General features: G+C 57.2%; 13 protein-coding genes and 1 pseudogene. 7 read left to right on the forward strand and 7 right to left on the reverse strand.

Going from position 1 to position 13,932, the window contains the following annotated elements; translation table 11 throughout:
- Positions 1–6: 6 nt before the first annotated feature.
- Positions 7–201 carry a periplasmic nitrate reductase, NapE protein gene (gene napE / locus J5286_RS25460; protein WP_209192740.1) on the reverse strand — a complete coding sequence of 65 codons (195 nt, stop codon included), beginning with the start codon at positions 199–201 and terminating at the stop codon, positions 7–9.
- A gap of 189 nt (positions 202–390) precedes the next feature.
- On the opposite strand from napE, the gene petA reads away from it, so the two are divergent.
- From petA to J5286_RS25480, 4 genes are all read left to right on the forward strand, one after another.
- Positions 391–963, forward strand: a complete 573-nt coding sequence (gene petA / locus J5286_RS25465; protein ID WP_209192982.1) for a ubiquinol-cytochrome c reductase iron-sulfur subunit — start codon at positions 391–393, stop codon at positions 961–963.
- A 12-nt stretch (positions 964–975) separates the two neighbouring features.
- Positions 976–2,268, forward strand: a complete 1,293-nt coding sequence (locus J5286_RS25470; RefSeq protein WP_209192743.1) for a cytochrome b — start codon at positions 976–978, stop codon at positions 2,266–2,268.
- 39 nt (positions 2,269–2,307) lie between these two features.
- Positions 2,308–3,156, forward strand: a complete 849-nt coding sequence (locus J5286_RS25475) for a cytochrome c1 (protein ID WP_449090038.1) — start codon at positions 2,308–2,310, stop codon at positions 3,154–3,156.
- A 457-nt stretch (positions 3,157–3,613) separates the two neighbouring features.
- A complete protein-coding gene (locus J5286_RS25480) occupies positions 3,614–3,832 on the forward strand; it encodes a hypothetical protein (protein WP_209192749.1) in 219 nt (72 codons plus the stop codon).
- Positions 3,833–3,850: 18 nt separating this feature from the next.
- Here J5286_RS25480 and J5286_RS25485 read toward each other — a convergent pair whose 3' ends face one another.
- The 4 genes from J5286_RS25485 to J5286_RS25500 form a co-directional block, all read right to left on the reverse strand.
- Positions 3,851–5,446: a copper resistance CopC/CopD family protein gene (locus tag J5286_RS25485; protein WP_245206536.1), complete on the reverse strand. Its 1,596-nt coding sequence runs from the start codon at positions 5,444–5,446 to the stop codon at positions 3,851–3,853.
- Positions 5,447–5,499: 53 nt separating this feature from the next.
- The gene (locus tag J5286_RS25490) at positions 5,500–6,027 is read right to left on the reverse strand and encodes a YcnI family copper-binding membrane protein (protein ID WP_209192755.1); all 528 of its coding nucleotides are present in this window, start codon (positions 6,025–6,027) and stop codon (positions 5,500–5,502) included.
- A 54-nt stretch (positions 6,028–6,081) separates the two neighbouring features.
- Positions 6,082–6,525: a pseudoazurin gene (locus J5286_RS25495; protein ID WP_065691366.1), complete on the reverse strand. Its 444-nt coding sequence runs from the start codon at positions 6,523–6,525 to the stop codon at positions 6,082–6,084.
- A 1,233-nt stretch (positions 6,526–7,758) separates the two neighbouring features.
- The gene (locus J5286_RS25500) at positions 7,759–9,768 is read right to left on the reverse strand and encodes a DNA cytosine methyltransferase (protein ID WP_209192758.1); all 2,010 of its coding nucleotides are present in this window, start codon (positions 9,766–9,768) and stop codon (positions 7,759–7,761) included.
- A 475-nt stretch (positions 9,769–10,243) separates the two neighbouring features.
- On the opposite strand from J5286_RS25500, the gene J5286_RS25505 reads away from it, so the two are divergent.
- The 3 genes and pseudogenes from J5286_RS25505 to J5286_RS25515 form a co-directional block, all read left to right on the forward strand.
- Positions 10,244–10,672 (forward strand): hypothetical protein, encoded by a 429-nt coding sequence (locus J5286_RS25505; RefSeq protein WP_209192760.1) that lies wholly within the window; start codon positions 10,244–10,246, stop codon positions 10,670–10,672.
- 11 nt (positions 10,673–10,683) lie between these two features.
- Positions 10,684–10,944 (forward strand): hypothetical protein, encoded by a 261-nt coding sequence (locus tag J5286_RS25510; protein ID WP_209192761.1) that lies wholly within the window; start codon positions 10,684–10,686, stop codon positions 10,942–10,944.
- 81 nt (positions 10,945–11,025) lie between these two features.
- Positions 11,026–11,514, forward strand: a pseudogene (locus J5286_RS25515) (IS630 family transposase); the annotation flags it as partial.
- Positions 11,515–11,559: 45 nt separating this feature from the next.
- On the opposite strand, the gene J5286_RS25520 reads toward J5286_RS25515, so the two are convergent.
- Both J5286_RS25520 and J5286_RS25525 read right to left on the reverse strand, forming a co-directional pair.
- On the reverse strand, positions 11,560–11,880 hold the full coding sequence (locus tag J5286_RS25520; RefSeq protein WP_209192763.1) for a hypothetical protein: 321 nt from the start codon (positions 11,878–11,880) through the stop codon (positions 11,560–11,562).
- A gap of 122 nt (positions 11,881–12,002) precedes the next feature.
- The gene (locus tag J5286_RS25525; protein WP_209192765.1) at positions 12,003–13,925 is read right to left on the reverse strand and encodes a hybrid sensor histidine kinase/response regulator; all 1,923 of its coding nucleotides are present in this window, start codon (positions 13,923–13,925) and stop codon (positions 12,003–12,005) included.
- Positions 13,926–13,932 lie beyond the last annotated feature (7 nt).

Below are 13,932 nucleotides of genomic sequence, written 5' to 3' on the forward strand. Positions count from 1 at the left end.
ACGTCCTCAATGGCCTGAGGGTGGCCCAGGAGGCCCAAAGATAATCTGAAACATCCAAACAAGGAAGCCATAGCCGCCGACCACCCCGACGGCTACCACGGGCCATATCGCGAATGCCAGAACGATGAAGACGAGCGTTTCGAACCGGCGGCTAGCCTGCCGTTCGTGTTTCTCTGGAGCCTTCCCCACAAGCTCTGTCATCGCTCGATCTCCTGCTTTTTATTTAGCATAAGTTGCATCGAAATCAAGCCAATGGGCGGCCGGGCGAGCAAACCCGACACCGTCATTGATATAGCGCAAACAGCCTTGACGAAGTTGATCGTAGAGAACTGGCTGGCCGTCCCAGCTTCGGATTGGTCAAGTTCAACAAAATTCAAGGAAATACGCGTGATGAATGGCAGCGAAGACGACGAGACAGGTGGGCCAACCCGTCGTGATTTTCTCTACCTGACAACCGGCGTGGCGGGGGCCGTAGGAGCGGCAGCCGTCGCTTGGCCGTTCGTCGACCAGATGCGTCCGGACGCCTCCACGCTCGCGCTGGCGTCCATTGAGGTCGACGTCTCCAGTCTCGAGCCTGGCATGTCACTGACGGCCAAGTGGCGAGGCAAGCCTGTATTCATCCGCAATCGCACGCCTGAAGAGGTTAAGGCGGCTGCGGACACGCCGCTGTCCGAACTGAAGGACCCTGTGGCGCGCAACGCGAACCTTCCCGCTGACGCCCAAGCCACGGGGACTGATAGATCTGCAGGGGAAGGAAAGGAGAACTGGATCGTCATGATCGGGTCCTGCACCCATCTCGGCTGTGTGCCGCTCGGCCAAGCCGGCGAATACAATGGTTGGTTCTGCCCTTGCCATGGATCGGTCTACGACACAGCCGGCCGCATCCGAAAAGGCCCGGCTCCTGAGAATCTTCCGATCCCGCCGCATGAATTCGTCAGCGATGGCGTAGTCAAGATCGGATGATAGGAGCCCGAAATGAGTGGTGAATCAGAATATCGCCCGTCGACGGGCTTAGAAAAATGGATCGATGCGCGGTTGCCGCTGCCGCGTCTCGTCTACGACAGTTTCGTTGCATACCCGGTTCCGCGTAACCTGAACTATGCCTACACCTTCGGCGCCATGCTGTCGGTCATGCTGATCGTTCAGATCCTGACCGGCGTCGTGCTCGCGATGCACTATGCAGCCGAAACGACGGTTGCGTTCAACTCGGTCGAAAAGATCATGCGCGACGTCAACCACGGTTGGCTGCTGCGCTACATGCACGCCAACGGCGCGTCGTTCTTCTTCGTTGCCGTCTATCTCCACATTGCCCGCGGCCTTTACTACGGTTCGTACAAGGCACCGCGCGAAATCCTCTGGATCCTCGGCGTTCTCATCTATCTCCTGATGATGGCGACCGGCTTCATGGGCTACGTTCTGCCCTGGGGTCAGATGTCCTTCTGGGGTGCGACTGTTATCACCGGCTTCTTCTCGGCATTCCCGCTGGTCGGCGAGTGGGTGCAGCAGTTCCTGCTTGGCGGCTTTGCCGTTGACAATCCGACGCTGAACCGCTTCTTCTCGCTGCACTACCTGCTGCCGTTCGTCATTGCCGGCGTCGTCGTCCTGCACATCTGGGCGCTGCATGTTACCGGCCAGACGAACCCGACGGGCGTCGAAGTCAAGACGAAGACGGACACGGTTCGTTTCACGCCTTACGCAACGCTCAAGGATGCGCTCGGCGTTTCGATCTTCCTGCTCGTCTACGCCTACTTCGTCTTCTACCTGCCGAACTTCCTCGGTCATGCCGACAACTACATTCCGGCTGACCCGTTGAAGACGCCGGCTCACATCGTTCCGGAATGGTACTTCCTGCCGTTCTACGCGATGCTGCGCTCGATCACCTTCAACGTCGGCCCGATCGACTCGAAGCTTGCAGGCGTTCTCGTGATGTTCGGCGCGATCATCGTTCTGTTCTTCCTGCCGTGGCTCGACACCTCGAAGGTTCGTTCGGCGGTCTATCGTCCGTGGTACAAGATGGCTTACTGGCTGTTCGTGATCAACGCGATCATCCTCGGCTGGCTCGGTTCGCAGCCGGCGGAAGGCCTCTACACCACGATCTCGCAGATCTGCACGCTGCTTTACTTCGCCTTCTTCCTGGTCGTCATGCCGGTGCTTGGTCTCGTCGAGACGCCGCGCCCTGTGCCGAACTCCATCACGGAAGCGGTGCTTGAAAAGCAAGGCAAGTCTGCGGCCAAAGCGACCACCGTCAATGCGTTCGATAGGAACTGACATATGATCAAATTGATATCAGCGATTGGCGCATCGGCCATGATAGTGCTCCTCGCACATTCCGCTTGCGCCGAGGAGGCGCCTTCGCAGCCGGCTGCGCTGCACAAGGAAGGAACGACCCCACACTACCCTCTGAGACATCCAAAGGAACAGGATTGGTCGTTTGCGGGCTTTACCGGCCATTACGACAAGCAACAGCTTCAACGTGGACTCAAGGTCTACACAGAGGTCTGTTCTGCATGCCACTCGATGAGAATGGTAGCCTATCGTTCGTTGGCCGATCTAGGTTACAGCGACGAGCAGGTGAAAGCATTCGCGGCGGACCACGAGGTGCAGGACGGCCCGGACGCCAATGGTGATATGTACACCCGCAAGGCTGTGCCTTCCGATTACTTCCCGTCGCCGTTCGCGAATGCCGAAGCGGCTGCAGCCTCCAACAATGGCGCTGCTCCGCCTGACTTCTCGCTGATCGCGAAGGCGAGGGGCATTACTCGGGGCTTCCCACAGTTTGTTTTCGACATGCTGCCAGGCGTTGGGGGGTATCAGGAAGGCGGCCCCGACTACATCTACTCGCTATTGACTGGTTACGACGAGACGCCCCCGGCTGGGCTCGAAATCGCGGAGGGAACGAACTACAACCCGTATTTCGGCCATTCCGCCGCGCTCGCCATGCCCAAACCGATCTCCGACGACCAAGTCACCTATGAAGACGGATCGCCCCAGACCGTCGATCAGTATGCTCGAGACGTGTCGGCCTTCCTGATGTGGGCTGCCGAGCCCCATCTCGAGGAGCGCAAGCGGACCGGGTTCATGGTGATGGTGTTCCTGATAATCTTCTCCGGCCTGGTGTATCTGACAAAGCGTTCGGTCTACTCGGGTAAGAATTGAAACGGCTCGGACGATCCGCAAGCTATCCGAGACGGGCACAGAAACATCTCGTCTTTGCGCCGGCGCAAATAGTCGCCGGCGTCTCCCTCGAGGATAAGAGAACCCATCCTCAAAAGGAGAGAGAACCGATGACCAAGATCACAGACGTAGCCCTTTGCTTCGTTTCAATCGCAACGCTGGCTGATCCAGCTCGTGCCGCCGCCTGCTATCGATATGAGATTCAGCCCGCTACCCTTAGCTGCGCTGAGAACCGCGGGAATTCGGCGGACTTCGGCACCCAGTGCACGGTTCAGCCGGCCAAGGTCGCCAGAGTGCCGATCGCCTGCCCAAAGGTCGCGGAGCCAGCCTCAAGCCGGGGAATATCCGGAAGCGGGGCTAGTTATGGCGACAACTGCGCGTGCGATCACAAATCTGATGGGGGCTGGCACTGACGCGACGGCGGAGGCTCGCCTGGACAATGACGTTTAGTGGACAACGTTCGATCGGTGGCGAGGTCCACGAGGACAAGGTCGATAACGTCGTCTATCTCAAAGGACTGCTCCCCCTTGCCAACGAGCGCAACAAGGGTATCGCCTACGAGCTGAACCTCGCGCGTTACGAAATTCCGTTCGTAGCCGTTGTCGAGAACGGCGAAGCAAACGGTTGTTCATCTGGCTCGCATTGTATTGCATCGTGAAGGGTTGAGGCTTCAGCTTCATTGGGAAAGTTTGGCATCCGAGGCCGAACCGTCAGTATCCACCGCGTCTTCCAAATCCGCTTCGAGATGCGTGGTGGTAAAATCGTCGACAAGCACCTGGACGTCGACCTTCCACCCGGTGGGGCTTCGATAGGGGACATTCTCAGCCTTCCATTCGCCATCCCCGGAATCGACCAGTTCGTATCTTATCGCTTCGATGCCTGCAGCGGGGTTCCAAAGACGTAACGTAACTGCCTTAGGACGCATCGGGGCAAAGTCGGATGCCAATATCATGACACGCACACTCGCGGCACCATCAGATTTCGGTTCTAGTTCGAACTGAGCCATAGCTTTTTCTGTATGAATATGGATCGATAGCGGTTGGCGGAGAGCGTACTGGAGCTGGTCGGGGCCGGCGAAGCGCCACAGAGCCGCGACGCCTACAATGGCGACAGCAAGCACGATCTCGGCTGTTATGCTGATCCGAAGTCGCCCGCAAGCCGAGACGTCTCCCTCGATGGCCGCGCCGGTGAGCCAAAATCGATTGTAGGCCGCGAGCACGCACAGCAATGCAACCAGGCCCATTTTGACGAGGAGCACGCGGCCGTACATCGAATCCAGCGTCGAAGCAAGGCTAGGTAACTCAAGGAAGGCAAGGGTGAGACCCGCGAGTAGCATCGCGACGAATGGAGCTGGTATTGCGGCGGAAAAGGCCCTCAAGGACATCTGCCGAGAAGGGCGGCGGCTTAGACGCCAGAGCGGCGGGAGACTGCCTATCCAAAAAAGGAGAATCCCCCCGTGGAAAAAGATGCAAGTCCTCGCCAACCATGTGGGGGTGACTACCGCGCTGTGTCCGGTGAAGGTAAACGCCGCCGAAGCGACCACGATTGCGATCACCGCTGTCGGCAACGTAAACGAGCGGGTTCGGAAGGGGGGAAGCACGGCGAGAATGAGGGCAACTAGGAACAATCCCCCGGCTACCGCAACATTGTCTCGAATGACCATCAAGAGCGGGGTTGCGCCGGCGAGCGTGAGGCCTGTGCCAATCTCATCCAATCCTTGGAGATAGAGCCCGGCCCCGAGGAGAACAAATCCCGCGAAGGCAACAGAAAGTGGTCTCTTGATGCCAGCGTCCGAAGGATTGAACAGCGCGCAGAACAACCTACCGCCTACGACGTGCGCTAAAAGGACGATCGTCGCGACGTGAACGAGCCAAATGGCGGTATCTAGGGCGACGGAAGGTGTTTCAGTCGCGCCCGCGAGAGCTTGGGAAACCGCTCCAACGTGGAAAACGACCGTTCCCCCGACTGGGTGCCCGTCCTCAGACACGACACGATAGCTGGCGATCACGGTGCCGCGGCCAACAGACGGAAGTCGGAGCGTTATGTCCGGCCCCCCGCCCGAAGACACAAGATCGACGCTTTCGTCGTTGGCGAGCCGGGCGCTCGCGCGAACGATTTTGACGCTTTCGTTGAAATGAAGTTGAATCTCCGCCGGCGGGTCGTTCACAACCTGATTGTTAGCGGGAGATGACCAGACGAGCACCGCGTGAGCGTGTGCGGGGGCCGGAACAAATGCTGAGAGCAGCAGAACCAACAGAACTGCTGCTTGCATGGGGAGGGCCGCCCACGCACGTGCGATAGGCCACATGAGCGGCATTCCCTGTTTTAGGAGCGAGGCTGCTCGACGACGTCGAAGAACGGCGCGGGAGTTTCGTAGTCGTCAGAGGTTTTCCCCGCAGCAGGGATCTCAATCCAGCGTTCGGCGGCACCATCGGTGCATTCCTGAACGATGGGGACGTATACGCGGGTACCGACGGGAAGTTCATTGGCCACCGTACCTCGGAATACGAATTCATCATATTCATCGTCAGGCAGGCTGTTGCCCGAGAAAACGATCTCAGTCGTGCCGTCCTTAACAGCCTCGCCCCAGAGCTCGTAGGTCTTGGCATAGGATCCCTTGATCTTTTCGATCGTCCAGCCCGGCTTAGGCATCGGCTTAGCGGAGAGGAGGCCCTCTGGAACCTTGATCCGAACCTTAATTGTCGGCTTGCCTTCGCAGCCGTGTCCAATGCGCACGACGGCCTTATAGGCCTTGCCCGGATTGGCCTGAGTCTGCTCGAGGGTGGCATGTGCGTAGGCGGTCCCGACGGTGAAAAGGGCGGCGACTGCTGCGATCGAGGCATGTTTGAACATGAATGTCTCCTTGGCGGGGCGGCCCCTTGGGGAGGCCGCCATCGGCCTTAAGAATTACTGGGTGACCTGTGCGAGATCGGCGTCGAGACGCTTGCGAACCGGGTTCGGCACCTTCGCTGTCTTGATGGCGTCGAGATTGGCCGGAGCGTCGCCCACCTGGATCAGCGCGACCATGCCCATTCCCGCATGCGGCGTGCACTTGACGACGTAGGCGCCGGGGACGTCGAACTTGGCCTGGTACTGTTCGCTCGGCTTGGACTTGAAATCAGCCGCGCCTTCTGGGATCAGACCCTTGTAGGTCTCTACGTTATGGCTCTTGTCGGTCGGGATGAAGGTGACGGTGTCGCCAGGGGCAACCTTGACGAAGCCTGGTTCAAAAACCATCACGCCATCTGCGCCCTTGTTGAGCATGTGAACTTCATGGTCGGCCGCCATCAGCGGGGCAGCCGATGCGATCAGCACCGCCGTTGCAGTGATCAGACCGATATTGAAACGCATTTGTATTCTCCTGTGGTAAGGGGCCAACCTTGGCCTCGGGAAGAGTTCTATGCGATGCGCGGCTCCCGCTCTTTGACCAGCGTCAAATTTGGCGCGAAAGAGTTGAGAAAATACGCCAGCGGGAATCGGAGGGGTTGCGGGCTCTGTCGTGCATGCTCTCGATGACCGGCGTGGCCCATGCCATCGGCACCTTCTGCCATGACGACAGTTCCGTCGAATGTTATTTCGGTAGGCAAGTCGTGACGCGGCGTTAAACACTCCCTCCGCAGAACCCCCGTAGCTGATATCTGCTCGCATTCGACGTCCACGACGAGCGCCACTTCCTTCGCTCGATAGGGTCGCGTGACGGCGAGTGTCTGAACGGGACAGAGCGGCGCGAAAGCATTTCCGCGGGAGAGCTTTTCAATTTAAGGCCCGGCAAAGAAGAGACTATGCAAAGGGCTAAATGATGTTGTTTTGGCATCTCCACATGTTGGGTCAATCGGCGCACAAGTCAAATCCCGTGTAACCGGCTTGGCCATCACATATCTTCTATATATTCGCAAATTTCGAACGGCTCTTAACTATCTGATGTTGTTGTTTTTTTCTGCGCCCGACAGCCAACTTCACTAGGATCCCACAGAACTTCACTAGTTTTCGCTCAAAATCCGTTCATATCGATACCAGTCTCTGCGGATTGCCCGCGCAAGCGCTCTGTTTCGGATGTTCGGATACATATCATCTTTTATGGTTTGGTCGGTTTTTGCGCTACTTCACTTAGACCAAGCACTATTGGCTAGGCGAGTCGATAAGTGAAGTACCGTCTCAGAACGGCTAATAGCGGATCAAATCCCGATAGACGAATAAATGAGCGAATGATTGTTCGGCCAAACTGAATGAACAGGGCCAATTCATAGTTCGAGGGTCCAGAGCCGTCATCGCATAATCTTGGCAGTTATTCGGGTTTTCGGATTAACAGTTACCGACAAATACGTGCTTTCGGCAGCCCTTCACTAGCCTGATAACCTACAACAAAGGGCGCCAAGATAATGAAGTAGCGGCGGAACCCCCGCAGGGACGGCAAAGGCGCTATCCCCCGGCCTCGGTACCTGCGATGAAATCGGGCCAGTCCAACCGCTGGCGCGACGAGAGCTGCGATAGCTTCTCATCGGGTTGGCGATAGGCGCGGCGTCTTGCATCATTTCACTGCGCTGTCCATCGTTGGCTTAGTCGATCTGACAATCAAATTCCGGCCTAAACCGCCGTCATTTCGATCTTCTCTGTAGCGAACGCCAAGTGGGCGAGAGAAGGCGCGTTGATCTTCACTCTTTCCGGTGCATTCGACTCATAAGCCAAGCGGGGTGTCCTCAATGCTACCTCCCAATTGAAGTCGACTCCGAGTAGAGCGGAATAGATTGCCATTCCCATGGCCTGTGCTACCCGCGGCACGACCGCGTTCGCAATTTGCTGAGACTGCGATGCCTTGTCGCCGACAACCACGTGGTCGTCCGGCAAGCCGGTCAGCCGCATTTTCATAGGCATCGTAAGACCGGGAATAAATCCTTCGCCGCCTGCGGAAGCCATTTCATCTGTGGGTGGCGTCTCCCAAGTCTCCCCGACTAAGACTTCTCGTAGGCCCCAGCGGGCGATCTCTTTCTGTCTACCAATTCGTTTTTCGCCGAGAAGTGTGGAACCGAGCGCCCCTAACTCTTCCTTTTTGTTTCGGACAATTATTTGCGTCTTTCGCCGATTTGCCCAATCAGCCGCGCCAGACCATCCGCCGGCGCCCATCAAGTCTTCGAGAGCATGCCCGAGGGTCGCTCGCCACTCGCTGAAGGCGGGTGGCGGCCGAAAACGTGTCATGGCGTCGGGATGCATTCCGACGATGAACACCCTGGGACGCTCTTGGGCAATCCCATAGTCTTTCGCATTTACTGAGACTGATCGCACGGCGTAGCCAGCGTCTGCAAAGCGTGCGAAAATTTCGGCCCGGTGGTCGGCATGCTTGGCGTCGTTGAACCCTTCCACGTTCTCGAACATGAATGCCTTTGGCCTTACGATATCAATTACTTTGGTCACCGCCGGGAAAAGATCTCGTTCGTCGTCCTTGCCCGCGCCTTTTCCGGCTCTTGAATATGGCGGGCAAGGCGGACCACCTGCTACGAGAGCGATACGGCCACGGTAGACAGAGTAATCTACATCTTTCATGTCTTTTTCGATGACGTTCCACTGGGGTCTATTCGCCCGAAGGCTCGCTGCTGCGTCGGCATCAAATTCGATCAATGCCTCGGGATCGAACCCGGCGGCCTCCAGTCCCAGCGACATACCCCCAAGGCCCGCGCAAAGCTCAAGGGACCGGAGCCGACGAGTTGGTGCAGTCAGATCAGTTGGCTGTGCAGGTGATGGTCGACGAAAGCCATGTGAGCCTCGCGGCCTGCTAGTCAACACGAGCAATGACCAGATAACTGTCAGATCGGTTGGATCGGGATCGTTTTCTTCAACCGCCCAACCACCCCGGTGAGCGAATCGTCCACTAAGAAGCCGCTCGAATCCTATTCTTGCACGACTAATCGAGAGATCTTCATCTGGATCGTGTTCTGCGCCAAACATAGAAGCAAAACGACTGAACAGGCTTTTAGCTTCTGCCTGTACGCGCGCAAACTCCCGATCGTACTCAGTACGGATACCCGGTTCTTCGACACTAGCCTCGGAGAAGCTGCGGATGAAGTAACGAAAACGTTTTTCGAACTCGCCAACGGATTCCAAGAACGCGTTTGTTTCCCTATCAAGTATGGCGGCCGATTCAGTCGCGCGGCGATTGAGTTCGGCTTTCAGTGTTGCTACGCGACGCTTTTCGAAAACCTCCGCCTTGGACAGTCTCTCAGCTTTGTTCCTGCGCCGGATCGCGCTGATATCGGCTATATCCAGGTGCGCACCGCCGGCCATCGTTGTCAGTGCCTCTGCGCGTGTAGCTTCGTCGGTCATCGCGAGTTTCTGCATCACCGCAAAGGGAACCCGCCCTCGCTTCAGAATGTTTTCGGCACCTTTGAGCGTTCTGGAGAATTTTACGTAGGTGGCTAGGTCGCTAGATGATAGCCCGCAGTGAACCTTAAGAAATGCTTTGGCTTCTCTCGTCGTCGTCGTTTCGAGGAGCCTCTCCACTTCGGCCGCCATCTTGAGAGCCTTGTCGGTCATCTGTTCCTGCAGCTTGACAATTCGATCCTTGGCTGTGGAAAGAGCCTTGGCTTTCGTGTTCATTTCCATAACAAATGCTCCATTTCGAAGCATCAGTAAGGATCGCAGGTTTCTCTTCCGACAATTAGTTCATTAAAAATGTGGCATTCTAGCAATGAGGCTGGGCCACGTAGCCGATCACATTCGCCGCTCCTGCATGCTACGCTGCAAATCGTAATCTAGGAGGTGCCGGTTCGGTTACTGACAATTTCTCCAAGCGACGTGATGAGACAGACATGGTCTTACCGGAGATTAGCCCACGCGAAAGGTCCACAGCAGGAACGGCTAGATTGATTTCCAAGGGCTCAGCGAGTTCAAGCCGTTTCGGGTCCGAGCGGCCTTTCTCGATTTATCGACGCAAGCAAAAGAAGGCGACTATCTGGGTTTAGGGGGGGGTATCCTGCACCGTTTTTCCAACCTGCATGTATTAACGATGTATTAACATGCAATTTGACGTCGTCTTGAATTCTGCGATGTTCGTCTCGGGAAACTGAGGGGTTATACCGTGACATTTGGCATTTGGGCGCGACGCATAGGTGTCGCGGCGATCGCGTTCGCATTGGCGAGCTGCACGACAACACAAGCAGAATTAAGGAAGAAGCCAGAGGCAGTGAGCAAGGCGGCGCTCTGTCGCACCCTCATGGAGACAAAGGATCAGGCATTTTACCAAAACCTGCTTAAAGAGCTTGCCCGCCGGCAGATTGACCCGCTCGACTGCTACAAGATGGTGCAACAGCAGAACCAAGCCGCTGCTGCGCTGGTCGCACTGGCTGTCGTCGGGACTGCCGTTGCGGTATGTGCCAACAACAACTGTGGCGGAGGCTACGCACCTTATCGACCATATCCCGGAAATTGCTACTCTTACTATGACAGAGCCGCGGACGGCACGCTGTGCGGAAACCGCAGTGCTATGTCTCGCCCAGGCGGATACTGAGGAGAAGAACAATGCGCCCGTACGCGAGCACCATATTGGCAATTCTAGCTGCCGCAACCCCAGCCTCGGCACAAAGCTTTGGCGGTAACTACTGTACGGACGACTGCTCCGGTCACAAAGCGGGATACGAATGGGCCGAGCAGAACAGTGTCACCAGCGAGGGCGATTGCTCCGGCAACTCGAGTTCTTTCGAAGAGGGCTGCAGGACCTACCTCGAAGATCCATCACGTGGAGCCGACTTCGACGATGATGGAAACGAAATCGACGAATAAAACGGCGACCACCCGAGTGCTCGACATCGATGAACGAACCGCTCGTCGCGTCATCAACACGATGATGAAGTGAACCAGTCGGCCTGGCAAGAACGCTTCGATCCGACGCGGCTCGTCTTTATCGACGAGATGTGGATCCACACCAACATGGCGGGGTTACGCGGCTGGGGGCCGAGGGGCAAGAGATTGCGCGGCTTCGTCCCGCAGGGCCGCTGGCGCACGCTGACCTTGTTCGGCATTTTCCGCTGAGACGAGCTCACTGCGCCCTGCGTCTTTGACGGTCCCATCGATGGCGAATGCTTCCTCGCTATGTCCGCCAGCAGTTGATCTCCACCCTCAAGTCCGGCGACATCGTCATCCTCGACAATCTCGGCTCTCACAAAGGCCAAGGCGATCCGCGATGCAATCACGACGGTTGGCGCCAGACTGTCGTTTCTGCCGAAATATTCCCCCGATCTGAATCCGATCGATCAGGCCTTCGCCAAGATCAAGCACTGGATGCGCCACGCCCAAAAGCGAAATGTGTTGGAAACCTAGCGATATCTGGGCCTACCCGCCGACACCATCTAGCCAGATGAAGCGCCAACTGCTCTCAAACGCATGGGTGCGCTTCCGTCAAAACATGAATCTAGCTACTCGATCCCGCCCTTGATCACGAAGACCGGCGTGTTGAGCCGTAATGACGCTCATTATCGCGTTTACCTCATTGGCGATCAAGACGTCAGACCAGAGAGGGGCCGTATGCTGAACTTCATCGCTGACATGGCGGTCGCGATAGGCGGACAGCATTTCGAGAAGCTTCTTCGGAGATTCCGTGGCGGCCCCAAGTATTGCGATGACGCTGAAGTGGGCACGCATTCGCTCCTCAAGTACCTCGATCCGCTTCACAAGCTGTTCATGAGGCGCGTCGTCGGTTGAGCTTGAGCGGGATTGCATGTCGAGATCCTGTTCTCTGGGCCGCGATAGCTGTTTTCTTTTTCGCGGCACCCCTAAAATGAGGCGCGACTGTTAACGAGCCGTTAAAAGATCAGCAGAATTGAAAGGTCCAATACTGCGCTTCAGGGCCGGTCAAGCAGATCACGAATTTTTCCCGCCAGTTCCCTTGCGGTGTAGGGCTTGCGAAGCCACTCTGCGCCGGGGATTACGTCCTTAGACGCCAAAGCAGGTTCCGAATAGCCCGATGTAAAAAGTACTCTCAGATCAGGACGCTGTCTGATCGCTTCTGTCGCCATCTCGTCCCCCGTCATTCCGCCGGGCATGACAATGTCGGAGAAAAGAAGGGCGACCCCAGGATGTTCCGCAAGTGTTTCCAGGGCTCTGCGCCCGTTGTCCGCCTCCACCACGCGGTAGCCCATTTGCTGCAGCCTTGCGACCGCGACCTTCCTCACTCGTGGGTCGTCTTCGACCACGAGCACGAGTTCCGTGCCACGGGGAAGAGGAGCCTCGGCGGTTTCCGGCGAAACCGTCTGCGCGGGCCTGGGTTCGGCAAGGGCGGGCAAGTAGATACGGATGGTCGTGCCATGACCTAATTCGCTGTAGATTTGGAGATGGCCACCGGACTGCTTGACGAAGCCGTATACCATGCTGAGACCAAGACCGGTTCCGGACCCGACGTCTTTCGTTGTGAAGAAAGGTTCGATCGCGCGCTTCTTGACCTCATCGGTCATACCAGAACCGGTGTCCGTCATCGATATCAGTACGAAGTGCCCACTACGGACTTCCGGGTACATCTTGGCGTAGTCGGCGTCCAACCGCACGCGCGAAACCTCGGTCGTCAGGATGCCGCCCTTTGGCATGGCGTCACGGGCATTGAGCGCGATGTTCAGAATAGCGTTCTGAAGCTGTGAACTGTCGACGAGTGCTTCGAAGTGGGCGCCTGTGAGGACCGTAGATAGCTTGATATTCTCGCCGAGGGTGCGTCGAAGTAGGTCCGAGAAACTGGTCACGAGCCCGCCTAGGTCGACCTGTTTGGGGCTGAGAGGCTGCCGTCGCCCGAAAGCGAGCAGTTGCCCTGTCAACTTCGCGCCATCGGCTGCCGCATCCTGCGCTTCACGGATCATGTCCCGAAGCGAACCTTGAGGAAGCTTGTCGTCGACCATCTCCAGATTGCCGCTGATGACCGTCAAGAGATTGTTGAAGTCGTGCGCCAGTCCGCCCGTCAACTGGCCCACTGCTTCCATCTTCTGCGCCTGGCGCAGATCTTCTTCAATCTTGAGGCGGCTTGTTAGATCCCGAACAAATCCCGTGAAAATACGCTCACCATTCGCCGTTGCCTCGCCGACGTGAAGTTCCATTGGAAAGTGAGACCCGTCCGCGCGCTGGCCGGTGACGACGCGGCCGTAGCCGATGATCCTTTTTTCACCGGTGTCGAGATAGTGATCAATGTAGCTATCGTGGGCGTCGCGATAGGGATTTGGCATTAGATTGCTGACGTTTTTTCCGCAGATCTGGTCCGCGTCCATCCCGAACAACTTTTCGGCAGCTTTGCTAAACGATATCACGACGCCCTTCTGGTCGATAACGACCATCGCGTCCGGAACGGTCTCAAGGATCGAAGTCAGGTGAGCCTCTCGCGATTTGACGGCTCGTTCCGCCTTCTTCAAGGCGCTGATGTCGCTGTTCGTCTGAATGATGGCCATGTCTCCGTCCGAAAGATTCACCAGGACGCACCGAGAAGCCACGTCCACGTCATGTCCGTTCTTATGACGATGTACAACGTCGCCCTGCCAGAACCCGCGTGACCTCAACTGCGTCAGAATCTTTTCTCGGGGTGCCGGGTAGCGTGTTGCGAGGAGGTCGAAGACAGTTTCGCCAACCGCCTCCTCGCGCGTCCACCCGTACATGTTCTCGCAGCCGATCGACCAGTGTGTGATCGCGCCATCGAAGCGGTGTACGATGATGTCGGCCCCGTCAAGAACATGCACGAGCGCGTCAAGCTCCTGGGAAGACGCCGTGCGCGGCGATATGAGGCGGTGGGGCATGGCCGGT

It is taken from the genome of Rhizobium sp. 16-488-2b, from assembly GCF_017741815.1.
Classification (GTDB): Bacteria; Pseudomonadota; Alphaproteobacteria; order Rhizobiales; family Rhizobiaceae; genus Rhizobium.

Excerpts from the sequence above, each read along its gene's own strand:
- J5286_RS25510 (WP_209192761.1), top strand. The coding sequence starts at position 10,684 with ATGCGCCCGTACGCGAGCACCATATTGGCAATTCTAGCTGCCGCAACC.
- J5286_RS25495 (WP_065691366.1), bottom strand. The coding sequence starts at position 6,525 with ATGCGTTTCAATATCGGTCTGATCACTGCAACGGCGGTGCTGATCGCA.
- J5286_RS25490 (WP_209192755.1), bottom strand. The coding sequence starts at position 6,027 with ATGTTCAAACATGCCTCGATCGCAGCAGTCGCCGCCCTTTTCACCGTC.
- J5286_RS25525 (WP_209192765.1), bottom strand. The coding sequence starts at position 13,925 with ATGCCCCACCGCCTCATATCGCCGCGCACGGCGTCTTCCCAGGAGCTT.
- J5286_RS25470 (WP_209192743.1), top strand. The coding sequence starts at position 976 with ATGAGTGGTGAATCAGAATATCGCCCGTCGACGGGCTTAGAAAAATGG.
- J5286_RS25520 (WP_209192763.1), bottom strand. The coding sequence starts at position 11,880 with ATGCAATCCCGCTCAAGCTCAACCGACGACGCGCCTCATGAACAGCTT.
- J5286_RS25485 (WP_245206536.1), bottom strand. The coding sequence starts at position 5,446 with ATGCAAGCAGCAGTTCTGTTGGTTCTGCTGCTCTCAGCATTTGTTCCG.
- J5286_RS25500 (WP_209192758.1), bottom strand. The coding sequence starts at position 9,768 with ATGGAAATGAACACGAAAGCCAAGGCTCTTTCCACAGCCAAGGATCGA.
- J5286_RS25475 (WP_449090038.1), top strand. The coding sequence starts at position 2,308 with ATGATAGTGCTCCTCGCACATTCCGCTTGCGCCGAGGAGGCGCCTTCG.
- J5286_RS25480 (WP_209192749.1), top strand. The coding sequence starts at position 3,614 with ATGACGTTTAGTGGACAACGTTCGATCGGTGGCGAGGTCCACGAGGAC.
- petA (WP_209192982.1), top strand. The coding sequence starts at position 391 with ATGAATGGCAGCGAAGACGACGAGACAGGTGGGCCAACCCGTCGTGAT.
- napE (WP_209192740.1), bottom strand. The coding sequence starts at position 201 with ATGACAGAGCTTGTGGGGAAGGCTCCAGAGAAACACGAACGGCAGGCT.